Here is a 24,177-nt window from a genome sequence, read left to right as displayed (position 1 = left end):
AGATATACTATTTTATTATTACTCCATCTTTCATAACTAGACTAACATTCTTTAGATTTTCTATATTTTCCAATGGGTTTCCCTTAACAGAAATAATATCTGCTAATTTCCCTTTTTCTAACGTTCCAATTTCTTTCTCTAAACCACAATTTTCAGCGCCGTTTTTGGTAATAGCAAGAATAGCTTCCATTGGACTAGCTCCTATTTCCTCTACAAAATATTTTGCTTCTTTCCAAAGACCTCCATGGTTTAAGTCAGTGGCCAAAGCAAATTTCACTCCTGCCTTTAATGCCTTTGACATCACTCTTCTTGTTTGTTCTCTGGATTTTCTTACTTTTTCATGCCACCATTTAGGTAAATCATCCCACTTATGAGTCTTATTTCCCTCGCTTTCAAACCCTATTTTTTTATCAAAAAACAAGTGAAGATTTGGATCGCTTAAAAAGGCTCCTGTACTTAAAAATAGAGGAATATCATCTTCTTCTATAAGATTGCCATGTTCAATAGAATCAACCCCTGCTTCTAAAGACCACCTTAAAGCCTGTCCTCCTATGCAATGCACTGCAACTTTTAACCCCGCTCTATGGGCTTCTTCTACTGCTACTGCAATTTCATCCTTTGTAAATGCAGGAACTCCAGTAAGATCTCCACGTAAGTAATCCAAATATGTCTCTCCTCTAGAAATATTTGAGACAAATAATTTTATTACATCAGCTCCAAGAGAAATAGCTTTACGGGTATAATATCTTACCTGATCAACTCCATCAGCAGCTACTCCAATCTGCCCACCAGTACCATGGGTTGGACGAATTGCTTGAACAGCTGCTAATACCCTTGGTCCTGTAATTTCTCCAGAATTTATTGCGTCTCTAATAATCTTATCTATGCATCCCTTTCCATCACCTAATAATCTTACTGTTGTTACTCCAGCTTTAATATCCTTTTGCAATGATAAATAACCTCTTAAAGCCCTTAATGCATCAGGTTTTTCATGCTGTCCTAAAACCGATTCTTCTCTATTTGAATCCTCCCCTGCATGTAAATGGGAATCAATCAATCCCGGCAATACTATCTCTTCACTACAATCAATAATTTCCGAATCTAAAGGTATTTCTATACTATTTGAATCTCCAAGTTCTACAATTCTATTATCTTCTACAACAACAATACCATTTTCAATAGGTTCTCTACCTGTGCCATCAATTAGTAACTTGCTTTTAATAAAAATAGTCATCACTATACCTCCTAAAATTAATTTACTTGTAACTATTAATTTTTTTCTTTAATAACCTTTTTTTCTTAAATGCCGATGGTAGAAGCATTAAAATTGTTAAGACATAGGGAATCATCTCAATAAACTGAGTTGGAAAACCCAAGCCTTGCAGTTGTATGGCAATACTATTTGCAAAACCAAAGAGCAAACTAGCTAAAGCAGTAATTGGTAAATATGCATTACTAAAGATTACAGCTGTTACAGCAATTACTCCTCTCCCAGCAGACATATTTTCAGTAAACATCCCAAGGTTTCCTATTGACAAAAAAGCACCTGCTAAGCCACAAGTTATTCCCACAATCACTTGTGCCAAATAAGAATATTTAGGTATGTTTAATCCGTTAGCTCTTAAGGATCCAGGATTTTCTCCTAAAGCTCTTAATTTATAGCCTAAAGATGTACGATACATCATTATATATAGAGCAAAAATAAGAATCCAGGATATATACACTATTATGTTATAATTGCTCAATAATTTATTTAAGATAGGTATTTGACTAATTATAGGTAATTTTATTGGATTTAATATTGATATAGAAGGATCATAAAAGGAACCTTTTCCTCCAAATATAGGTTCTATAAGCCATCCAGTAATTGCTATGGCAAACATATTAAATCCAAATCCTACAATAATTTCATTAGCCCTAAATGTAATACAAAATAATCCATATAATAACGCAAAGAATACCGTTATCAAAATTGCTAAAAATACTCCTGCAGCAGCACTATTAAAAAAATAGCTTCCCATCAAACCCGAAAAAGCTCCTATTAACATAAATCCTTCTAATGCAATATTGAAATTTCCTGTTTTATTACAAACAACACCGCCTAAAGCAGCTAGGAGGATTGGTGTAGCAAGATTAATACCTGTTATAAATGTATTAGAATTTAAGATTATATTAAGCACAGTTTACTCCTCCTCTCTTACTTTGCTTTTAACTTTTAATAACTCATAAAGCCCATCTGCCGTTATGCAAATTACAACTACCGCAATCATAATTCTTACTGTATCCAATGAAACATTGCTTGTCCTTGACATACCCCTTGCCCCATTTTGCATGGCACCCATAAAAATTCCAGACAATGGAATTCCTAATGGGTTTAACCTTCCCATTAAGGCTACTAAAATACCACTTGATCCAAGTTCATTTGAAAAACCATGTATATATCTATAATGTACTCCTAAAATTTCAGTGGCACCTGCTAAAGCTCCAACTGCACCACTTACAACTATTGAATAAAATCGTGTTTTTGCAACATCAACACCGCCATATTGGGCAAAATCTGGAGCTTCTCCAACAATTGTATGTTCATATCCATGGGTTGTTCTTTTAACAAAAATATAAAATAAAATAATTAAACCAATTGCAATAAAAATTGAAGCATTTAATTGATACGGAGGAAACAATTGAGATAATTTTGCTGTTTCCTGGATATAGGATGTTCTAACTTGTTGAGCTGCTTGGGATAAATCATTAGGATCCTGAAAAATTTCACCTACTAAAAATTGACATAATAATATAGCAGTATAACTTAGCATCCATGTTGTTATTACCTCATTAACGCCATGGTAGGCACGTAACTTAGCAGGAATGTATAACCATAAAGCACCAACAAACATAGCTGCAAATACAGCTAATAAAATATGAAGTAATAGAGGCAATCCTTTTACATATGTTCCAATTAAAGCAGCTGTCAATCCTCCTAAATAAACACATCCATCTATTCCCAAGTTAAACATACCCGCTCTAAAAGCTATTGCTGCTGCAACCCCTGTTATTATATACGGTACACTCCATCTTAAAGTTGTAACAATATTAAGCTTGCCAACAAAAGCACCTTTTAAAAGCTGAATATAAGCCAATAATGGGTTCTCTCCAGTAGATAGAATAAATACACTGCTTACAATTAATGCTACTCCAAAGGCTATTAATAATCTCAATAGAGATTCTCGTAATTCTTTGCGCATATTTACCTCCTCCGTTTAATTCTATATATAGATAGCCAAATTAAAATTTCATATTTCTTCACTATAGGAATTTAAGTAAAAACTTTAGTTTATAGCTACTCATCTTTATAATGAAATTCCAGCCATTAGTAATCCAACTTTTTTTTCTAAAGAGTCTTCATCCGGTGTAACTTCTCCAACAAATTTCCCATCAAACATAACTAATATTCTACTGCTTAATGATATTATTTCATCTAAATCAGTTGAAACTAATACAATTCCATAACCCTCTTGACTTTTTTTAATAAGCTGAGCATGAATAAATTCAATTGCTCCTATATCAACACCTCTAGTTGGTTCTTCTGCCACAATTATTTCTTTTGCTAGATTAAGTTCTCTTGCCAGTATGCATTTTTGTACATTTCCTCCCGATAAATTCATTATTAAAGAATTTTTTGAGGAAGTTTTAATACTATAGGTTTCAATTAAGTCATCAACTAATTTTTCTAAGTTTTTAGTATTTACAAAATGCTTAGATGACCATGGAGCACGTTTATGGGCACCCATTATTATATTTTCATATATATCTGCACTTTTACATACTCCTCTAATATATCTCTCACCGGTTATATGACCTATACCAAGATCTCTAATTTTATGTGTATCATAATTTGTAATGTCCATACCTTTATATGAAATTTGCCCTTCAACAATCCCCTCACCTAAACCATTTATGCACTCTACCAATTCACTTTGTCCATTTCCACCAACTCCAGCAATTCCTAAAATTTCTCCTGGTTTTAATGTCAGGGAAATTCCTTTTAGCTTTAAGCTGTTTTTATTATCTAGGCATTTTAAATTTTTCACTTCTAAAATAGCTTCATTGTTTACATCATTCTTAATTATATTTTTCCTTGTACCGATGGATATTTTCCTTCCAACCATCATTGCTGCCAATTCATCTGTAGAAGTATCTGATATATTTACTACATCTACAACTTTTCCCTTTCTCATTACGGTAGCACGATCAGCAATGGCCATTACTTCTTTTAGTTTATGTGTAATGAAAATTATAGTTTTCCCATCATCCTTCAATTCCTTGAAAGCTTTAAATAGCTCATTTGCTTCCTGAGGTGTTAATACTGCCGTAGGTTCATCAAAAATAAGAATATTTGCTCCATGATATAAAACCTTTAATATTTCAACTCTTTGCTGCATGCTTAATGAACATTCTTGAATCCTTTGTTTTGGATCTATTTCCAAACCGTATTTTTCAGATATTTTACTGGCTATTCTATTGGCTTTATTAACATCTACTAACAACCCTTTCTTTGGTTCAAAACCGAATACTAAGTTTTCAGCAACTGTAAATGACGGTATTAGCATAAAGTGTTGATGAACCATCCCAATTCCATGTTCAATGGCTTGTCTTGGATTTTTTAAATGTATAGCTTGTCCATTTAATATAATTTCTCCTTCATTAGGCTGATGAATACCATATAGTATATTCATTAAAGTACTTTTCCCGGTCCCATTTTCTCCTACAATAGCGTGTATCTCCCCTTTACTCACGCTAAAGTTAACATGGTCATTAGCTATAATTGGTTTTTCAGGATGTGGAAATATTTTTGTAATATTTCTTAAATGTAATATTGGTTTTTCCATTATACCAACCCCTCTTACCTATTAATAAATAATTGTTATAACTACACTTCATGCAATGCTTTCCAATTGCATGAAGTGTACAAATATTTTTTAACGTGTTTCTGTAGTTTTAGGTATTGTTATTTCTCCATTTATTATTTTTTCTTCTATTTCTTTTACTTTATCTTTTACATCCTGTGAGACAAAGTCTGGTATAGCCACAACATTCATACCTTCCTTAAGTCCATAGTATACTTGTTCAGTATTAAAATTACCTTCATAAGCTTGTTTAATAGAGTCATATGTTGCATATCCATGATCAAGCAAGCAAGATGCAACAACATTTCCAGGTGCTAAATCAGATTGATCTACATCAACACCTATTGCATACTTATTCTGTTCTTTTGCTGAATGAATAACACCTAACCCCGTCTGATTAGCTACTTGGAAAATAACATCTACTCCTCTACCATATAAGCTGGTTCCCAATTCTTTTCCCTTTAAAGGGTCTTCGAAAGTTCCCGCCCAAGAAACCGCTAATTCTACGTCAGGATCAATATATTTTATACCGGCTTCATATCCAGCTAAAAATGTCAAAATACCTGGGTTTATTCCTCCACCTATAAATCCTACTTGATTTGTTTCAGTAGTTAATGCAGCAACTACCCCCGATAAAAATGCTCCTTGTTCTGGTCTAAAGAATAATGGCTTGAAATTTGCTAAATTGTGATCTGGCTTATCAATCCATAATCCAATATATTTTGTGTCAGGATAATTTGGTGCAATTTCCTCTACTGCTTCTAAAAAGTTATCATAAATAAAATAAATTACATCATAACCTTCCTCACTCAATGCCTGAACCTGCTCTTTATATTCGGAAATCTCTATACATTCAACTATCTTAATATCTATACCGAGTTCATCTTTTAATTTGTTAATCCCATCTAGGGTATTTAAATCAGCAGGGGTTGTAAGCTTTCTTATGGTTAATACTGCAGCTTTAAATTCACTTTTTTCGTCTGAGGTTTCATTTTGTGATGTATCATTTTGTGTGTTAGAAGTTGAACATCCAACTAGTAATATGGAAAAAATTAAGAACAAGCTCACTACTTTTGTAATTCTTTTTTTCATATTCATCTCTCCTTTATTTTATTTTTAGACAAAGGACTAATATATTTTTCTTTTATATTTACTGAAATTTTATACTTCTCATCGAAATAATCTATGCATATCAAAATATCTGATGTTTCTAGAGATTTTTGATGTGTATAAATTAACTATTTTGCTGAAATATCTATAGTATTTAGTCTCTGCAAAAGGTAATTATGCAATTCCCTCAGTTAATTTTATAATTCAACTCCTTTTCAATAGATTTTTTATAAATATATTAGCACCTTTATAAACTAAGCCTATACAAATTTTTAGAAAACGTTATCTTTTTCTGATAAAAAAATATGAAAATATCTAAACATCATTTAATGTTTTTACCGATTCTCCATTATATATATCAGAAACCATTACAATTTCTTTATAATTTTTTCTATTCAAATTACCGTCTTCATCTATTCGCTGTATAGCTAGTTCTCCAGCTTTTTGACCAATAGAAAAAGCTTTTTGAGAAACCACCGTTAATCTTGGTTTAATCAATTCAGGTGTACTTAATTCTCCAAATGAAACTAAAGATATATCTTCTGGAATATTAATATTTTTTTCAAATAAAGCAGCCATAACCCCTTCTGCCATTAGATTGTTTGCTGCAAATATAGCTGTTGGCAGTTCATCTTTATCCATAGTTTCTAACATCTTCTTAATCTTAGTATAAGCAACTTCTTTCCTAAACTCTCCTTGAAAGATATACTCATTCCTTATCTTTAAGCAGTTATCCTCTAAAGCCTTTTTATACCCTTCAAATCTCTCTTGACCAGAGCTAACAAAATTGGAACCATTGACAATTGAAATACGTTTGTGCCCTTTAGCTATTAATTGACTTACCAAATCATATGCTGCAACATAATTGTCTTCAACTATAATATCTGCTGTTAAACCTTTGATCCTTCTATCGATAAGTACAACAGGTAACCCTCGCTTAATTAATCTTTCTATAAAAGTACCATCATTATTACATGAAGATATGATGATTGCATCTACCCTTTTCTGACTAAGCATATCTAAGATTTCTATTTCTTTTAATGGATTCTCATCAGTACTAGAAATAATTAAATTATATCCCTTTTCTTGGATAACGTTTTCTATTCCCTTTGCAATCTGCATAAAATACGCATTAGATATGTCTGCCACTATAACACCTATTGTATTTGTCTTATTATTTTTTAAACTTCTAGCAATATCATTAGGTTGATATTGTAACTCTTGGATTGCTTCCAAAACCTTATTTTTTGTTTTCTCTTTAACAGGATAATTATTATTCAATACTCTCGATACAGTAGCCACACAAACTCCAGCTCTTTTAGCTACATCTTTTATTGTTACCTTTCCCAAATATAGCCTCTCCTTTATACATATATTTTATATAGAAAACCTTTTCTTTTATCCTTATTATATTTCATTCTGAATATTTTGTCAAAATATTTCTTCAAAATAAAATTTTTTAAAAATTAAATCTAATTATTTACTAACACAATGGGCTAAGATTAATAAATTCTACTTCCTTCATTCCTTGAAAAACATATAATACAGCCACAGTCACTGGCAGATTAAACCTTCTTTGTCCTGCTCCACCGGGATTAATATATAATATATCATTTTCAATATATTTTTTATATTTATGGGAATGACCATAAACTACTATATCAAATCCTTCTTCTTTAGGGTTGATATCTAATTTTTTTATATTGTGGATTACATATATACTCATATTGCCTATTTTAACAACTCTGGTTTTCGGAAATTTTTCTGTCCATTTATCTCTGTCAATATTACCCTTTATTGCATAAGTAGGAGCAATTTTTTTTAGTGCATCAATCACTTCAATTTTCCCAATATCCCCGGCATGAATTATTAAATCACAATCTTTTAAAGCCTCTAGGGCTTCTTCCCTAACTAAACCGTGGGTATCAGATATAAGTCCTATTTTTTTCTTCATAAATATCTCTCCTATCTTTTAATTATAATTTGTCCATAGAATGTAAAATCAATAATTAAGATTTCAATATTAATCTATAGTATTTTTCAACCATATCTTATATAATGTATTTATAAATTTACTCTGGGGGTTATTATGAATAAAGAAATAAATGCTAGGTTTATTATTTTGATTGGTGTAGTTTTTGTATCCTTCGGTTCTATATTTACTAAAATATCTTCAGCACCATCCTTGGCAATTGCCACCTATAGACTTGGATTTACCAGTTTAATTCTTCTTCCCTATGTATTAATGAAGAACCTCAATGAAATTAAAGGTATTTCTATAAAGAATCTTTTAATCTGTTTATTAAGTGGTATATTTTTAGCCTTCCATTTTGCAACATGGATTGAATCAATAAATCATACTTCTATAGCAAGTTCTACTTTATTGGTAAATACCCACCCAATTTTTATTGTTATAGGCAGTGTTTTGATACTTAAAGAAAAAATCTCTAAAAGGTCTATAATAACTATAGTTATTACATTAATAGGCATGATAATAATTTCCCTTGGAAATTCATCTATAGGAGATACTATGATATATGGAGATTTTCTTGCTGTATTAGGAGGCTTTTGTGTTGCTGGATACATAATGATTGGAAGAGTTGCACGTCAGGAATTATCCGTTAATAGCTATACTTTTATAGTTTATTCCAGTTCTACAATAACCTTGTTTATACTTAGCTTAATAACAAATACACCTTTGTATCCCTACCCAAAACTAGATTGGCTTCTTTTTCTATCATTGGCGGTATTCTGTACAATTTTAGGACATAGTATTTTTAATTGGTCTTTAGAATATCTAAACCCTGCTTTTGTATCAACGGTTATGTTGGGAGAACCTGTTTTTGCCACCCTTTGGGCAATACTTTTCTTTAAAGAATTCCCTAGTATATGGCAAATTCTTGGTGGAACTGTAATTCTTTTAGGTATATATAAATTTATTCAAACTACTGAAAACACATCTGAAAGTATATGATATACTTAAACCATAAATTATGGGAGATATATGAAAATAAAATTTTTCAACTATACATTGAACTTCTATGTAACAAAAGGATCCTTGTTCTAATAGAACCAAGGATCCTTTAACTATATTTAATTTTCTTTAGAAATAATCCTTCCCATCAATACACCCATAACAGAGGCCATCATTAGCCCCCTTGTCCAACCGCTGGAATCACCCAAGCAGTGAAGCCCCTTTATATTAGTTTCAAAGACTTTATCTAGATTTATTTTATTACTATAAAACTTTATTTCAGGACCGTATAATAATGTTTCTCTACTTGCAAAGCCTGGTACAACAGTATTCATTGCTTTAATAAAATTTATAATATTCATCATAGGTCTATATGGAATTGCAGATGTTATATCTCCAGCCACTGCATCGGGCAATGTAGGTTTTACATTTGACCTATCTAATTCATTCTGCCAGGTTCTTTTTCCATCTAATATATCTCCAAATCTTTGAACCAATATTCTACCATTGCCTAGCATATTAACAAGCTTAGCCACTTTTTTTCCGTATTCTATAGGTTGGTTAAAAGGCTCTGAAAAGTTATGAGAGCTAAGTATAGCTAAGTTTGTATTATTGGATTTTTTATCTTTGTATGAATGACCATTTACTATAGCTAAATCATCATCATAATTCTCTTGACTAACAAAGCCTCCAGGATTTTGACAAAAAGTTCTAACTTTATTTCTAAAGGGTTCTGGATACCCTATGAGCTTTGATTCATAAAGAACATTATTAACTTTTTCCATTATTTCATTTCTAACTTCAACCCTAACCCCAATATCTACAGTTCCAGCAACATGATCAATCTCATGCTTTACACACATGTTCTTTAGCCAATCTGCTCCCATTCGTCCAGTGGCAATAATTATTTTATCTCCCTTTAGAATCTTCTCATTATTTTTAGTTTTTGAATCAACTACTTTTACTGCCTTTACTGATCCCTCTTCTATAACTATATCTGTAACAACTGTATCAAACTTAATTTCTACTTTAGAATCCAAAAGATAATTTTGTATTTTGAAATATATATCTTGTGCCTTCTCGGTACCTAAATGTCTAATAGGACAATCAACTAACTTAAGCCCTGCTTCAATTGCTTTTCTTCTTATTTCTTTAATTGCTTCGTTATTCTCCAATCCTTCTACCTTTGGATCTGCTCCAAACTTAAGATAAATTTCATCTGTATAATTAATTAAATCTTGAGTCTTTTCTTTACCAATTATTTTGGGTAAATCACCTCCAACTTCATGGCTCAAAGACAATTTACCATCAGAAAAAGCTCCTGCCCCGGAAAATCCTGTTGTTATATGACAATATGGTTTGCATAAAACACATTCCTTAGTTTTTTCCTTAGGACAATATCTCTTATCTATACTTTTTCCTTTTTCAACAATTAAAATCTTCTTGTCAGTCTCTTGTCTAACTAATTCTAAAGCTGTAAAAATACCTGCTGGACCTGCTCCTACTATTATTACATCGTACTTCAAAATCACCATCTCCCTTAAATCAATTAAAATATTAATAGAGGAAATTGCATAACTTCAACTTGGCTAGTTCCATAATACATATGGTATAGCTTTGAAGATTTCAAAACTATATTTAGCAAATGATTTTTTAAGAAGGTAATTATACAATTTGCTCAATAAAGAAAAACCCTAAATAAAATATGGTTCAAATACGAATATTATATATTTTCCTTACACCATAATTTATTATAAAAAAACAGGACTGAGAGGCATGAAAAATGTACTGTTAATAAGTATAGAACACTTATAGTCCGCAACTATTTACGGTAGTTAGATAGAAACATCTAGCCCATATTGCCAGATTTATACAAGTGAACATTTATATATATTTTTTATGTAATAGTTCGTTTTACAATAAAATTATAACTCATCTTACTTAAAATTTCAATATACTTTCCTATAATATAATAAATATTCGACTGAAGAAATTGCTTAAAACATATAAAAAATAAGCTAATGACCAAATCTTTAGGCATTAACTTATTTAAAAATAAATAACTTTAAAATCTATATACTACTCAATTAAACCATTTTCCTTCAACCAATCTTTAGCAACAACTACTGGATCTTTTTGATCAATAGCTACTTGTGCATTTAGCTTGGCCATTTCATCGTCAGTTATTTTTCCTACTAATGAATTTAAAACCTCTTCCAATTCAGGATATTTTTCTAATGTGTCTATTCTAACTAATGTAGAAGCATAGTATGGAGGAAAGAAATTTTTATCATCTTCAAGAACAACTAAATCAAAGGCCGGGATTCTTCCATCAGTAGCAAATGAAACATTTACATCTACTTCATCTTCTTTAACTGCAGTATAACAAAGACCTGGATCCATTCCTTTTACATCTTTAAAGTTTACATTATAAACCTCTTTAAACACTTCATAACCATCAGCTCTTTCAAGAAACTCTTGGGTTGAAGCAAATAGAAGTTCATTTGATTTCTTTCCTAAATCAGTTAAGGTTTTTATTCCCATTTCATTTGCTTTTGATTTCTTCATTGTAATTGCAAATGTATTATTAAATCCTAAAGGATTTAGCCATTTTATATTTTTTTCTTTTTCATATCTCTCTTTAACAAGGTCATATACCTCATCAGGATCATTCATTTTCTCCTCACCTAATACACTCATAAGAGCAGTACCAGTATATTCTACATAGATATCTATATCTCCTGTTTCAATTGACTCTGCAACTACACTTGAACCGCCTAGATAAGCTTTTCTATCTACTTTAATATCAGTATTAGCTTCAATCAACTCTGAAACCAATTGTACTAGAATATCTTGTTCTGTAAAATCCTTTCCACCAACGACAACTGTTTTATCAGTTTCTCCACTACACCCTGCAAGTGAAAATACCATTATCAGGGATATGAATAATACTACTGCTTTCTTCACCAAATCACTCCTCAAATTTTGTCTGTTTTCTAAGTGAGCTATTTAAAGATTTTCACTATTATCTCATCCCCCTTGGGGTAAGCTTAAACTCAAAAAACTTTAATAAATTGTCAAATAAAATAGCCAATACGGCTGCTGGAATAGCTCCTGCTAATATTAAATTAGCATTTACTGAAGAAATTCCTCTAAAAATTAGATCACCTAAACCTCCTGCTCCTACCAATGAAGCAAGGGTGGCCACACCTATAATCATAACTGTTGCAGTTCTAACACCAGCCATAATAATACTTAAAGATAACGGAATTTCTACCATAAAAAGTATTTGAAATGTGGTCATTCCCATTCCTTTACCTGCTTCTATGGCTCCCTGGTCTACCCCCACAATACCAGTATATGTATTTCTAAGTATCGGTAATAGTCCATATACGGTTAATGCAACAACAGCAGGTGTAAAACCAATACCTAGTACTGGTATCATAAATCCTAAAAGAGCCAAACTAGGAATTGTCTGAAAAACTGCTGCAATTCCAATAATCACATCAGCTAGTTTTCTATGCCTTGTTAGAAAAATTCCCAAGGGTACTGCTATAATTATAGCTAAGCCCAAGGATATCAATGTTAAATTCATATGCTGACCTAAAGAATCTAAAATCCTTGGCCATCTGTTAACAATAGTTTCTGTAAATGCTTGAAAAGAATTATTCATATATTGCCTCCTTCTATAGATAACCAGCATTAAAATTTATAATACTTTAGAGTTGGTTATCTTTATATGTCTAAGAACTCATCTGCTAGAACTTCCATTATACTACCCTTTGTTAAAACTCCCTTAAGTTTATTATCATAATCTATTACTGGGAGATACCCAAGCTCGGCATTATTTATGAGCTCTACAGCATCTTCAAATTTATCATTTATTCCAAGTACTGATATTTTATTATCTATAATATCTCCTAAAGTATAATTTTCTTCTTTATAATGTTTATGCACATCCCAAGCAGTAACAATTCCTAAATATTTTTGTTCTTTATCTACAATCACTAAGCTATCTACTCTATGCTTCCTCATCCTTTTAATAGATTCTGCCAATCCTTTATTAGGTCTAGCTGTAATGGCTTTATTAAGGGCTTCTTCCAATGGTGGAAGATTATAAAATGTACTCAATCTATCTTCTCCTATAAAGTTTTTAACAAATTCATTCTTAGGATGTCTAAGTATTTTTTCAGGAGTATCTAGCTGAACAATTTCTCCATCCTTCATAATACATATTCTGTCGGCGATTTTAAGGGCTTCATCCATGTCGTGAGTAACAAATACAATGGTTTTTTTAATTTTTTCTTGTAATTCTACCAAGTCATCCTGTAATTGTTCTCTACTAATAGGGTCCAAGGCACTATAGGGTTCATCCATTAATATTATAGATGGGTCTGCTGCCAGAGCTCTAATAACTCCTACCCTTTGTTGTTGTCCACCACTAAGTTCATTTGGATATCTTTCTCTATAAACTTCTGGTGAAAGACCTACCATCTCCAATAACTCATCGACCTTTTTCATATATTTTTTTGAATCTTCCTTCTTCAATTTAGGTACCAGGGCCACATTTTCAGCAATAGTCATATGTGGAAACAATCCAATCTGCTGAATTACATAACCAATATCCCTTCTTAATTCCACTGGATCTTGGTCTTGAACTAAAGTATCATTAATATGAATTTCTCCTTCTGTAGGATCAATAAGTCTATTTATCATTTTCATGGTGGTAGTTTTTCCGCTTCCACTAGGCCCTATTAAAACCAGAAGTTCTCCTTCCTTTACTTCTAGATTTATGCTTTTTAATGCCTGAAAACCATCTTCAAAGACCTTTGATACATTTTCAAACTTTATCATGTACAACCTCCTTATTCCATATACTATTAGCTAATTTTTTTTCTTATCTTTCCTATTGTTATTCTTTCTATTGCTGTTTCTACAATTTCAAATATCAAATCTTCATAGGACATTCCTGCTTTCGAAGCCATTTTAGGCAGATCACTATAAATTGGTTTTAGTCCTGGCAAGCTATTAATTTCCAGTACAAATGGCTTATCTCCCTTCAATCTTATATCTACTCTTGCAATATCTTTACACCCAAGTACATCAAAAGCTTTATTCACATTTTTTTCTATAATTTTTCTTGTTTTTAAAGAAATTGGAGCAGGACATATATATTTTGTTTTATCGCTTAGTTTTGATTTAACTTCAAAGGTATAAAAATTTCCAAATTCTTTCGGTATATTATCAAAATTAATCTCCATAATCGGTAGAATCCTCTTTTTATTTCCATTCCCAATAACACCTACCGTAAGTTCTCTACCTTCTATAAACTCCTCAACCAACACAGGTGGACGATATTCACTTAACAAGTTATCTATTTTCAAGATAAGTTCATCTTCATTATGTACAACATTGTCTTTATGAATACCAAAACCTGAACCTTCACAAGAGGGTTTTACAATTAGTGGAAACCTTAAATCAGAATTCAATCTCTCCTTTGAAGTATAAAATATTTGAAAAGAAGGTGTTAAAATATGATTATAGTCAAAAATTTGTTTTGCAGCAGACTTATTCAAAGCTAGAGCATGACCTAAAATTCCAGAACCTATATATGGTATTTGCAACATTTCTAGAATTGCTGGAATTTGCGATTGTCTACTTTCGCCTCTGATTCCTGTACATAAAGGAAATGCTAAATCAATTTTACTTTTAATTAAAGTTTGAATGATTTGTCTATTTGCTTCAATCTCAATAACATCATATCTGTCTTTAAGTATTTTAGATATTATTTCTTTAGTTTGTATTTCTTGTTCATATGCACATTTTTCCTCTTCCGTATCACTAATCTGTACTTGTAACTTATCGTAAATAACACCTATTCTAAATTTCATACAATCTCCCCCCACGGTTTTTTATAATATACATATCATAATAATTAGTAAACTATTTATTAAATAGAATATTATAAATATTAAACTCAAGAAATTGTCCAGCTCGTTAGATAAAATGTTGATAATTTTATAGTGAAACAAATTCAAATTTGGCATCATTTCACTATAGAAAACCAAATGTTTAAATTTCCTCACTTTAATATTTGCCAAAACAAATATTTTTTCCACCATAAATTATGTAGATTTTTTTATATCTTATCATCTTAGATAATTGCATAATTTTTATTTGGGAACAATTATATAATATATGATTTATGGGATTGCATTTTCATGGTCATAAAGAGTATAATAAACTTAATTAGATATTGACAACTTTAATTATTTTTAGAGTTGCCAACTTTTGACTACAACATTATAACATACAAGTTGTCAGTTGTAAACTTTTTGCTTTTCCCCTTGATATATCTATACATGTTCTGTTAAAATTTTTATATTAACATAAAGGAGAATTAATATATGAAAAAATATACTATACCGAAATACTTAAAAATAGCATTGGATATTGCTTATAGCATATATAACAACGATTTAAAAGAAGGAAGTAAAGTCAGTGGACGCTCTACTCTAGCAAGTAAATATAGTGTATCACCAGAAACTATTAGACGTTCCATTGCTTTACTCAAGGAGATGAATGTTGTAGAAGTAACTGAGAAAAGCGGAATTTCAATAATTAGTAAAGAACAAGCTTATTCTTTTATTCAAAATTTTGATACTAAAAATAGTATTTTAAAATTAAAGGATGAAACTAGTGATTTATTAAATCAAAAAAAGCAAATTGAAAAACAGATCGAAGAAAAAATTGAAGAAATAATTGAATATTCTACTGAATTAAGAAATATCGGATTAATATATCCTTTGGAATTGAAAATCCCCAACAATAGTCCCATCATAGGGAAAACCATTGCCAATACTAAATTTTGGCAAAACACAAAAGCAACTATCTTAGGTATAAAGCGCGATGGCTATCTCGTAGTATCTCCAGGTCCTAATTTTGACTTTAAAGACAATGATACTATTGTTTTCGTAGGAAACGATGGAGTATGGCATAATGTTGAAAAATTTATAACACCTTAGCAAAAAACTTTATAAATACTTTTACCGTTTTAAATTCCAAGTTCTAACTTTAAATATTTCGGTGAGGAAATTACATAATTCTAACTTGGCAGAATTGCATAATATATATGATATGTCTTTGGAGATTTTAAAACTATATGTAGTAGATAGTTTTTACAGAAGGTAATTATGCAATTTGCTCAAATCATTCTTTTTAGAAAAATATTAAATCTAATTATACTGCAAAAGCCAATTTCTAAATTAATTTAGAAATTGGACTTTTGTATAAATTTATAATATTTAATTGCACTTATTCCCTTATACTAGTGATGATAAAACAGATACTCTTAGTATTATACCTGACAGTTTTTTATTTTCATCAACTACAACTATAGGAAACTTGCTAATTACTGCCATTGGTATAAGATCTTGTACATAGGTTTCCTCATCAGTAGTAATAAAATCATCCCTTAGTATGTCTTTTAAAGACTGCTTTTCCTTAATTGCTTCTAAACAATCATCAATAGTCACTATTCCAAGAACTTCCCTTGATTTTCCAACCACAAAAATACTGGATATTCCTACATCTTCCATATGTCTTATAGCAACTTTCGGAGAATCTTTGATTGATGCCACTACTCCTACTTTCTTCATAACATGTTTTGCCCTTAAAACCTTTGTTCTATCTATATCCTTAACAAAATCTTCTATATATTCATTTGAAGGATTACTAAGGATTTCTTCCGGTGTACCAATTTGAACTATTTGTCCATCCTTCATAACGGCCACTCTGTCTCCTAGTTTAAAGGCTTCATTAACATCATGGGTAATAAAAATGATTGTCTTTTTTATTTTGGATTGAATATCTAAAAGTTCAAGATGCATATCTCTGCGAATCAAAGGGTCTAGTGCGCTAAAGGGTTCATCCATTAGTAATATTTCTGGAGAATTAGCAAGGGCTCTAGCAAGACCTACCCTTTGCTGCATACCTCCACTAAGCTCAAATATCATACTATCTTCCCACCCCTTAAGCCCTACAATTTCTAGGGCTTCTTTAGCAATTTTATATCTTTCCATTTTAGGAATTCCCTTTATTTCTAATCCATATTCTATATTTCCAATTACAGTTCTATGATTAAACAATCCAAAATGCTGAAACACCATTGCAATCTTTTCTTGCCTGAATTTTTGAAGTTCAGCCTTACTGTATTCTACAATGTTTTCATTATCCACAAATATTTTTCCATTTGTAGGTCTATTAAGTAAATTAAGACAACGAATTAAAGTAGACTTCCCACTACCAGAAAGTCCCATTATGACGAAAATCTCTCCATCATTAACTTCAAAACTTACATTATTAACACCTACAGCATGTCCTGTCTTCTTTAAAATTTCATCCTTTTTCATTCCTGCTTCTAAATTCTTTAATATTTTTTTAGGACTCTTACCAAATATCTTAGATAGATTTTCAACCTTTATTTTTACGCTCATATATTCTCACCTTCTATCCCTTTTATTCTGGATATTTAAATCTATCGGCTACCCCTTGGGTTAACCTGTCAATAATAATTGCAAGAAATACTATGCTAATACCAGCTTCAAATCCCATTGCTATATCAATTCTATTAATGGCAACCATAACATTCATACCAAGTCCCTTGGCACCAATCATGGATGTTACAACAACCATAGACATTGCCATCATAGTTGTTTGATTTATTCCTGCCATAATAGTAGGAAGAGCCTGGGGTAATTCTACTTTTATTAGGGTCTGCCATGGTGAAGCTCCAAATGAATTAGATGCTTCAACCATTTCTTTAGATACTCTTTGTATTGCTAAATTTGTAAGTCTAATAACAGGGGGAAGAGCATATATTGTTGTCGCAAACACTGCTGGAACAGTACCAAGATCAAATAACATTATAGCAGGTATTAAATATACGAAGCTAGGCATTGTCTGCATAGCATCTAGTATTGGGGTTATGATAGATTCTGCTCTTTTCTTGTAAGCTATTAGTATGCCAACTGGTATCCCAAAAACCAATGAAATTATTACTGAAGTAAGGACAATTGCCAATGTTAACATCATTTCATCCCATAATCCAAAAGTTCCTATTAAAAATACCATAAGTCCAAATGTCAATCCATATTTCCAATTTTTAGCCTTCCAACCTAATAGAAAAATAAGAATAACAACAACAATCCAAGGAACAATTAACAATGCTGATTGAACTTTTAATAAAAACCAAAGAACTCCGGCTTGTATACTGTCAAAAACAAAAGAAAAATTTTCTGTTAACCATTCAACAAAATTTTCTACATAAATTCCTATTTTAAATCTAAGATTATCTGGAAATTCAAACATTCTATTTCCCTCATTTCATTTAAGTTTTAAAATAAAGTACAAATAAAATATTAAATATTTTATTTGTACTTATATTTTTATACTTTAGTTATTTTCACATTTTAACTTTCTATAGTGAAACAATCTATAAATCTATCTTTGACATTGTTTCACTATATTATTTTATTGCTTCTTTTACTTTTTGAACAACTTCTTCTGACACCCACTTAGTCCATACCTCTTCATGTTCTTTTAAAAACCATTCAGCGGCATCATCGGCAGTGGCATTATTTTCTTGTATATAAGCCAAAGCTTCAGCAGTTAATGCAGAGCTTGTTGTATAGTTTTTCAAGAATTCTACAACATCGGGAGCGGTATTTTCTAAATCACTAGTAACACATACCGTAACATCTACAGGTTTAAATTCACATCTATATCCATCTTCCCATTTCTCCTCATCGAAGGGCTCATCTTCTAATAGGGTTAAATCATATTTCCCTGTCACCCAAGTAGGATCCCAATAATATCCTACCCAAGGCTCACCTTTATCTATAGCACTAGCTAAAGAAGTGGCCAATGAAGTGTCTGAACCAGGATCAAACACATTATATTTTTCACTTAATCCATAATTTTGAACTTTAGTTTTAACAATTTCACTTACTGACCAAGATGAAGGAGCTCCATATATTCTCCCCTTTTTATTATCTTCTGGATCTGTAAAGATTTCTGGATATTTTGCTAAATCCTTTACTGTTTTAAGTTCAGGAGCCATAGGTTCAATTCCTCTTTCCTCATCACCTTTTATTACATATGTTGGAACATATAGGCCTTGAGAGTTATCATCGAAATTAGTTGTAACTGGAACTATCTCTTCCTTTTCTATAGCTTCTGTATATTGCTCTATAATATTATCCTGCCATGCTTCCATATATACATCTATTTGTCCTTGTCTAAAGCCTAAAAATGTTGCAGCAGTGGTTCCCGGTATAACATCTGTATCATATCCAAGTCCTTCTTTAACAATTATACCAGCAACTGAATTATGGAATCTAATACTATCCCATCCAGCATCGGCAAAAACTATAGTGTCCTTTTTATTATTTTTATCTGCTTGTCCATCATTTTCACTTGGTTGTCCACATGCCATCAATGACATAGTAACTATAAATATTAACGCCAAAAAAATAAGACTATTTTTCTTAAATCTTTTCAATAAAATCCCCTCCTATAAAGTTTTATATTATTCAAATAATAATATTAAGGATAAATTAAAGCTATGTACTTCTATTCTAATAGGGTATTTAGCTTCGAAAGGCTTTAAATAATAAATATTAATATAGCCATATATGATATGAATAGAATATAAAAAAACAATATATGATATAAATCAAGCTTTTTTGACAACTTATTATTATAAGTAAGTTGTCAACTTAACTACTTTAGTATATCATATAAGTTGTTAGATGTAAACTTTTTCTTTTAAATTCATTTCAATTTATTTTTTATATGTAGACAAACTAATATTTAAAAATTTATTAAAGTTTGAAATGTACAAATTAGCCTTTTACTTTGTTTCGCCTTGCCACGTCTGATGTATCATTCTAACATAGCTTTTTCTAAGTCCCATCTTTTCATATAGTTTAATAGCTTTTTTATTTTCCTTTTCAACATGTAGTGAAATATTCCCATTACTCAAATCAATTGCTCTTTGTAACAATTGAGTGGCAATACCTCGCCCTTTTACATTTTTATTTGTGGCTATATAGGCTAAATGATATGTAGGAATAAAGGTTTCAAACCCTGAATTTATAATAACTGTTATCCCTACTACTTTATTATCTATTACAGCTAATAAAACAAATCCTGTTTCCATGGCATTAGTTACAGCTTCACGTATTTCATCTATAGGGTCTGTATATTCCATCATCCAACTGTCAATCCAATTAACTAACTGGTCAATTGTAATGTCATCCATATCTTCCATTTTTTCGATTTCTAAGTCTATATGTCCATCGTTTAATAGAATTACATGATTTCCATATTTAAGCCCATCTTCTTTAGCTTTTTTAATAAATCCTGCCAATGAATAGGCGTTTTCTATTGATAATTTAATTTTTTCAAAATCTTTAAAGTATTTTACATTTGATACTAGTTCAGCTTCTTCTATTCCTATAATAGTACCATTTGTATCAAAAACAGCATCTAATACATTCTGCATCATTTTACTCTGACCAATTCTTACATACTTATTATACTTTGTCCTCTTTACTGGCTTAAAATCGTTTAAAATTCCTCTAGTTTCTTTATATTTATCATATATTACATTTCCCGCTTCTATAGTGCAGCTATAAAGAGCTGGAATATTAGAGATTTCATCCTTCATCCAAAGTTTTCTAAATCCTAAATTAATTCCAGATATTGAAAAACCATAACTCATTTGAATAAATACAGAATCAATAGGCTCTTTTACTTGACGTACTAATTCTTCACTTATTTGTGAAAGTGCCGTCATATTTAAAATATTATTTTCTAATCCCAGGTTAGCATTATAATAATTATTTTGTTTTGACAAATTATTGCTATATCTTATACTATCTGCTTCCCTCTTTCCATATCCAATTAACTCAATATTCTTTTTTTGAAATTTCTTGTTCTTTAGCCATTTACTTTTTTCAGGAAAGACGAAAATACATTTAATATTATAATATTCACAAAGAAAAGCAAGAGATTTAGCTAAATCTACTATCATCCCCAGACAAATAGTTTTCTTATTAAAAGCAATAGCATCTTTAATAATCATATAAGCTAAACGGTCAGCTCTACTTTTACCGGGATTATTTCCTTCTAATTTTAAATATATCTTTCCTACATCAAATTCTTGCTCAAGTTTTTTAGCCCTTACTAAGGGAGTTTTTCCAACTCTGTTTTTTATAATTTCATTATTCAAATTTTAGCCTCCTTTTAAAATATTTTTTGACAACTTAAAATAATTATACAAGTTGTCAAATTTCTTGTCAAATTGTAATACTATGATTTTTTTATTCTTTATTATTATTACAGTTTTGAATTGAAATTTATACATAAATTGTTAGCACTCTTTCCTCCACAGTACATTTAACTATAGTATTGCCATATCACTTAAAATAAATTTAGCTGAAAGAATGTAGAAGCCTTCATTCTTTCAGCTAAATTTATTTTACTTTGGAGCTGCTCATCCTTAGTATATAAACTCTTTGATACATTTAATACATTCCTCTAAATCGGGATCAATTACCCACATTGAATTAATTATTCTAGGTTTTCCGCATTCATTTGTAGGTATTTGCATGCTTTCTACTATCCAATCACTTATATTATAATAATTATATATTAGCTTTAAACATTCTTTACTAGTCATATTTGTTTTAACACTAGGATATATATTTGCTATTATTTTAGGATAGTCGGAAAAGTTCATACTTCTAATTTTTTCAATAATTACCTTTATTACTTTCCTTTGCCTTTCCGTTCTTTCGTAGTCTCCCTTCCCAACCTTTCTTATCCTACAATATGCAAGGGCCTGCATACCATTTAAATGATTGACACCGCTTTGATTTATATAATAGCTTTTGCTCCTCCCTAGTCCTGTTAAACATCTATTTAATTCTTTTACCTCATATTTTTTAATGTTCACATCTATTCCATCTAAAATATCTATAACCCTTTCGAATCCTTGAAAATTTATAACTATATACTTATCAATATTCAAATTAAAATTTTCATTAATTGTTTCCTTCAGCAGCTTCCCGCCACCAAAAGCATAGGCTGCATTAATTCTATTGTTTTTATGTCCAGGAATCTTTACATAAGTATCTCTCATTATTGATGTCAAATTCACCTGTTTTTTATTCTCATTTATTGAAGCTATTATTATTGTATCTGCTCTAGCATATTTAAAATCATTGGTTCTACTATCAATTCCTATTAAAAGTATATGCTCAACTTTTTCTTTTTTCTTCTCTTCTTCCTTTTCTCTATTTCTCTCATCTCTTTTCTTCTTAGCTTGCATCCTATTATCGATTCTGATTCTTTCTTTAATATCCTCCGATGTTACAACATCAATATCTATATATGGAGGATATTCAACTGAATCAACGAGTTCAATATGATTTGCTTTAAAAACTTCTGTATTGTTTAGATAATTAAATGAGGAAATAGATAGTATTATCACAATTAATACTGTTATATATATAACTGTTTTAAAATTATTTATATTTTCACCCTCTTTCTTTCTCTTATTTTTTGTAGTTTTTCTCTTGATATATGATGAATTTTTTCCCATATGAAATTTTAATTTGTAGAAATATATTTATCTTTGTCATATCAAAATAAAAAAAGACATATCAAATTGAATTTTACCTATAAACTCAATTCAACACATCTTATTTTAAATATAAAGATAAACAACTTTAAAGACTGATAAATTTTACCATATAAATCCTATATATTTAAAAATTTCAAAAATAAACAAGTTTGTCATTTAAAATTAATGATTTTTTAAAATATCAATAGTCAATATAACAAATAGTTTAACTGCTTTTATTAAATCTCTTTCATTAACATCAAATTTGGAATTATGATGTCCTGCTTTGATATTGGTTCCAACAGTAAAATAAACACCTTGTCCTCCATTTTTTTGTACTCTATTCATCATATATGTAAAATCTTCGCTTCCTCCTGTTTCATTGGATATGTCTATTACATTATTAAAACAATCTAAGCTAATGCCTATATTTTTCACTCTATTTACTAGCTCCTGACTACAAACTCCGCTTAAAGCTTCACCCATATATTCTATTTTAAAGTCTACATTATGCATTTCAGCTGAAGCCTTAATAATTCTTAGGGCATATTCTTTATAATAATCATTAATATCAGTAGTTTCTCCCCTTGTTTCGATTTTCATGAAGCTATTTTCAGGGATTATATTTCTATCTGTACCAGATACCAAAGTTCCTACATTTATTCTACTGCCTCCATCCTTATGCCGGGGCATAGAATTTAGATTTAATACAGCTGTACAGGCTGCCATCATAGAGTTCTTGCCTTCATTAGGTGCTCCTCCTGCATGGGATGCCAAGCCTTTAAAATAAACATCAAATTTTGTAGTCGCCATAAAACCATTAGTGCCACAAACTAGAGCTCCTGAACTTAAAGATATCAGTCCTATATGGGAGCCAATAATATAATCTACATCATCTAAAATTCCTGATTTAACCATGGCCTTGGCTCCTCTAACACCTTCTTCAGCCGGTTGAAAAATCAATTTTATTTTACCCACACCATCTATTTTTTCCTTAAACCTTGAAAGTGTTTCTGCAACTCCTAATCCAATTGCAGCATGACAATCATGTCCACAAGCATGCATTATATTATCATTTACTGAAGAAAATTTTAATTTATAGGGTAAATGGTCCTCACCCTCATGTTCAGGGATTTTAAGGGCATCAATATCAAATCTAAGAGCAATAACAGGTCCATCTCCTAAATCTAGAGTTCCAACAACTCCCGTAAAGCCACCCTTTAAAGGTCTTATAAATTCTTCATCGGCTCCTTGATCCAATGCCCTATAATAATGATGATCTAATTCTTCCTCTGAAGGTAACCCCATTCTCTCTTCATCCTTTAAGATATCCTTACCAAGCTTTATCTTAAATCCTAATTCATTTAATTTCCTTGCTATAATTGATGAGGTTCTAAACTCTGTCCAACCCACTTCAGGATATTTATGAAAATCCCTTCTATACGCTATTATTTTTTCTCCTATAGTATCTACAAATTTTATTACTTTTTCTTTCATTT

The 24,177-nt window shown here is 30.6% G+C and carries 20 protein-coding genes and 1 riboswitch; of the genes, 2 read left to right on the top strand and 18 right to left on the bottom strand.

The genetic code is table 11. The annotated features are described in order from the left end of the window. Window positions 1-7: 7 nt before the first annotated feature. From B5X81_RS04625 to B5X81_RS04595, 7 genes are all read right to left on the bottom strand, one after another. Window positions 8-1,234 carry an amidohydrolase family protein gene (locus tag B5X81_RS04625; protein ID WP_079489758.1) on the bottom strand — a complete coding sequence of 409 codons (1,227 nt, stop codon included), beginning with the start codon at window positions 1,232-1,234 and terminating at the stop codon, window positions 8-10. Window positions 1,235-1,256: 22 nt separating this feature from the next. After that, window positions 1,257-2,180, bottom strand: coding sequence for an ABC transporter permease (locus B5X81_RS04620; protein WP_079489757.1), 924 nt, complete (start codon window positions 2,178-2,180; stop codon window positions 1,257-1,259). 3 nt (window positions 2,181-2,183) lie between these two features. After that, window positions 2,184-3,242 (bottom strand): ABC transporter permease, encoded by a 1,059-nt coding sequence (locus B5X81_RS04615; protein ID WP_079489755.1) that lies wholly within the window; start codon window positions 3,240-3,242, stop codon window positions 2,184-2,186. A 105-nt stretch (window positions 3,243-3,347) separates the two neighbouring features. After that, complete coding sequence (locus B5X81_RS04610; protein ID WP_079489754.1) at window positions 3,348-4,886, bottom strand: ABC transporter ATP-binding protein; 1,539 nt, start codon at window positions 4,884-4,886, stop codon at window positions 3,348-3,350. A gap of 90 nt (window positions 4,887-4,976) precedes the next feature. Further along, window positions 4,977-5,996 carry a BMP family ABC transporter substrate-binding protein gene (locus B5X81_RS04605; RefSeq protein ID WP_170917281.1) on the bottom strand — a complete coding sequence of 340 codons (1,020 nt, stop codon included), beginning with the start codon at window positions 5,994-5,996 and terminating at the stop codon, window positions 4,977-4,979. A gap of 333 nt (window positions 5,997-6,329) precedes the next feature. Further along, complete coding sequence (locus B5X81_RS04600) at window positions 6,330-7,364, bottom strand: LacI family DNA-binding transcriptional regulator (RefSeq protein WP_079489750.1); 1,035 nt, start codon at window positions 7,362-7,364, stop codon at window positions 6,330-6,332. A gap of 133 nt (window positions 7,365-7,497) precedes the next feature. Continuing rightward, on the bottom strand, window positions 7,498-7,968 hold the full coding sequence (locus B5X81_RS04595) for a metallophosphoesterase family protein (protein WP_079489749.1): 471 nt from the start codon (window positions 7,966-7,968) through the stop codon (window positions 7,498-7,500). Window positions 7,969-8,103: 135 nt separating this feature from the next. Between B5X81_RS04595 and B5X81_RS04590 the strand changes: the two genes are divergently transcribed. Continuing rightward, complete coding sequence (locus tag B5X81_RS04590; protein WP_079489747.1) at window positions 8,104-8,988, top strand: DMT family transporter; 885 nt, start codon at window positions 8,104-8,106, stop codon at window positions 8,986-8,988. 119 nt (window positions 8,989-9,107) lie between these two features. Here the strand turns inward: B5X81_RS04590 and B5X81_RS04585 are convergent, their stop codons facing one another. The 5 genes from B5X81_RS04585 to B5X81_RS04565 all read right to left on the bottom strand — a co-directional run bounded on the left by B5X81_RS04585 (window position 9,108) and on the right by B5X81_RS04565 (window position 14,879). Beyond that, window positions 9,108-10,523 carry an NAD(P)/FAD-dependent oxidoreductase gene (locus tag B5X81_RS04585; RefSeq protein WP_334293301.1) on the bottom strand — a complete coding sequence of 472 codons (1,416 nt, stop codon included), beginning with the start codon at window positions 10,521-10,523 and terminating at the stop codon, window positions 9,108-9,110. A 257-nt stretch (window positions 10,524-10,780) separates the two neighbouring features. After that, window positions 10,781-10,884, bottom strand: a riboswitch (purine riboswitch). 183 nt (window positions 10,885-11,067) lie between these two features. Continuing rightward, window positions 11,068-11,955, bottom strand: coding sequence for an ABC transporter substrate-binding protein (locus tag B5X81_RS04580; protein ID WP_079489744.1), 888 nt, complete (start codon window positions 11,953-11,955; stop codon window positions 11,068-11,070). Between the two features lie 58 nt (window positions 11,956-12,013). Further along, window positions 12,014-12,661 (bottom strand): ABC transporter permease, encoded by a 648-nt coding sequence (locus B5X81_RS04575; RefSeq protein ID WP_079489743.1) that lies wholly within the window; start codon window positions 12,659-12,661, stop codon window positions 12,014-12,016. Between the two features lie 62 nt (window positions 12,662-12,723). Then, a complete protein-coding gene (locus B5X81_RS04570; RefSeq protein WP_079489741.1) occupies window positions 12,724-13,842 on the bottom strand; it encodes an ABC transporter ATP-binding protein in 1,119 nt (372 codons plus the stop codon). Between the two features lie 26 nt (window positions 13,843-13,868). Continuing rightward, complete coding sequence (locus tag B5X81_RS04565; protein ID WP_079489740.1) at window positions 13,869-14,879, bottom strand: D-alanine--D-alanine ligase family protein; 1,011 nt, start codon at window positions 14,877-14,879, stop codon at window positions 13,869-13,871. A gap of 516 nt (window positions 14,880-15,395) precedes the next feature. Between B5X81_RS04565 and B5X81_RS04560 the strand changes: the two genes are divergently transcribed. Next, entirely contained in the window at window positions 15,396-16,013 is a 618-nt protein-coding gene (locus B5X81_RS04560) for a TrkA C-terminal domain-containing protein (RefSeq protein ID WP_079489738.1), read from the top strand. Between the two features lie 297 nt (window positions 16,014-16,310). Here B5X81_RS04560 and B5X81_RS04555 read toward each other — a convergent pair whose 3' ends face one another. The 6 genes from B5X81_RS04555 to B5X81_RS04530 form a co-directional block, all read right to left on the bottom strand. Continuing rightward, window positions 16,311-17,483, bottom strand: coding sequence for a quaternary amine ABC transporter ATP-binding protein (locus B5X81_RS04555; protein WP_079489737.1), 1,173 nt, complete (start codon window positions 17,481-17,483; stop codon window positions 16,311-16,313). A gap of 22 nt (window positions 17,484-17,505) precedes the next feature. Beyond that, window positions 17,506-18,357 (bottom strand): ABC transporter permease, encoded by an 852-nt coding sequence (locus B5X81_RS04550; RefSeq protein ID WP_079489735.1) that lies wholly within the window; start codon window positions 18,355-18,357, stop codon window positions 17,506-17,508. A 157-nt stretch (window positions 18,358-18,514) separates the two neighbouring features. Continuing rightward, window positions 18,515-19,549, bottom strand: coding sequence for an ABC transporter substrate-binding protein (locus B5X81_RS04545; protein ID WP_208984989.1), 1,035 nt, complete (start codon window positions 19,547-19,549; stop codon window positions 18,515-18,517). A gap of 351 nt (window positions 19,550-19,900) precedes the next feature. Continuing rightward, window positions 19,901-21,283, bottom strand: coding sequence for a pyridoxal-phosphate dependent enzyme (locus B5X81_RS04540; RefSeq protein WP_079489734.1), 1,383 nt, complete (start codon window positions 21,281-21,283; stop codon window positions 19,901-19,903). 270 nt (window positions 21,284-21,553) lie between these two features. Continuing rightward, window positions 21,554-22,657, bottom strand: coding sequence for an LCP family protein (locus B5X81_RS04535; RefSeq protein ID WP_079489732.1), 1,104 nt, complete (start codon window positions 22,655-22,657; stop codon window positions 21,554-21,556). Between the two features lie 204 nt (window positions 22,658-22,861). Next, window positions 22,862-24,175, bottom strand: a complete 1,314-nt coding sequence (locus B5X81_RS04530; RefSeq protein ID WP_079489731.1) for an amidohydrolase — start codon at window positions 24,173-24,175, stop codon at window positions 22,862-22,864. Window positions 24,176-24,177: the final 2 nt, after the last annotated feature.

It is taken from the genome of Maledivibacter halophilus (assembly GCF_900167445.1).
Taxonomy (GTDB): Bacteria; Bacillota; Clostridia; order Peptostreptococcales; family Caminicellaceae; genus Maledivibacter; species Maledivibacter halophilus.
Note: the sequence above shows the minus strand (reverse complement) of the source record. Positions and strands in the feature narration are given on the sequence as shown.

Bases quoted from the DNA above. Each gene is read 5' to 3' on its own strand.
- B5X81_RS04625 (WP_079489758.1), bottom strand. From the start codon at position 1,234: ATGACTATTTTTATTAAAAGCAAGTTACTAATTGATGGCACAGGTAGA.
- B5X81_RS04615 (WP_079489755.1), bottom strand. From the start codon at position 3,242: ATGCGCAAAGAATTACGAGAATCTCTATTGAGATTATTAATAGCCTTT.
- B5X81_RS04610 (WP_079489754.1), bottom strand. From the start codon at position 4,886: ATGGAAAAACCAATATTACATTTAAGAAATATTACAAAAATATTTCCA.
- B5X81_RS04605 (WP_170917281.1), bottom strand. From the start codon at position 5,996: ATGAAAAAAAGAATTACAAAAGTAGTGAGCTTGTTCTTAATTTTTTCC.
- B5X81_RS04595 (WP_079489749.1), bottom strand. From the start codon at position 7,968: ATGAAGAAAAAAATAGGACTTATATCTGATACCCACGGTTTAGTTAGG.
- B5X81_RS04590 (WP_079489747.1), top strand. From the start codon at position 8,104: ATGAATAAAGAAATAAATGCTAGGTTTATTATTTTGATTGGTGTAGTT.
- B5X81_RS04585 (WP_334293301.1), bottom strand. From the start codon at position 10,523: ATGGTGATTTTGAAGTACGATGTAATAATAGTAGGAGCAGGTCCAGCA.
- B5X81_RS04575 (WP_079489743.1), bottom strand. From the start codon at position 12,661: ATGAATAATTCTTTTCAAGCATTTACAGAAACTATTGTTAACAGATGG.
- B5X81_RS04570 (WP_079489741.1), bottom strand. From the start codon at position 13,842: ATGATAAAGTTTGAAAATGTATCAAAGGTCTTTGAAGATGGTTTTCAG.
- B5X81_RS04565 (WP_079489740.1), bottom strand. From the start codon at position 14,879: ATGAAATTTAGAATAGGTGTTATTTACGATAAGTTACAAGTACAGATT.
- B5X81_RS04560 (WP_079489738.1), top strand. From the start codon at position 15,396: ATGAAAAAATATACTATACCGAAATACTTAAAAATAGCATTGGATATT.
- B5X81_RS04555 (WP_079489737.1), bottom strand. From the start codon at position 17,483: ATGAGCGTAAAAATAAAGGTTGAAAATCTATCTAAGATATTTGGTAAG.
- B5X81_RS04550 (WP_079489735.1), bottom strand. From the start codon at position 18,357: ATGTTTGAATTTCCAGATAATCTTAGATTTAAAATAGGAATTTATGTA.
- B5X81_RS04535 (WP_079489732.1), bottom strand. From the start codon at position 22,657: ATGGGAAAAAATTCATCATATATCAAGAGAAAAACTACAAAAAATAAG.
- B5X81_RS04530 (WP_079489731.1), bottom strand. From the start codon at position 24,175: ATGAAAGAAAAAGTAATAAAATTTGTAGATACTATAGGAGAAAAAATA.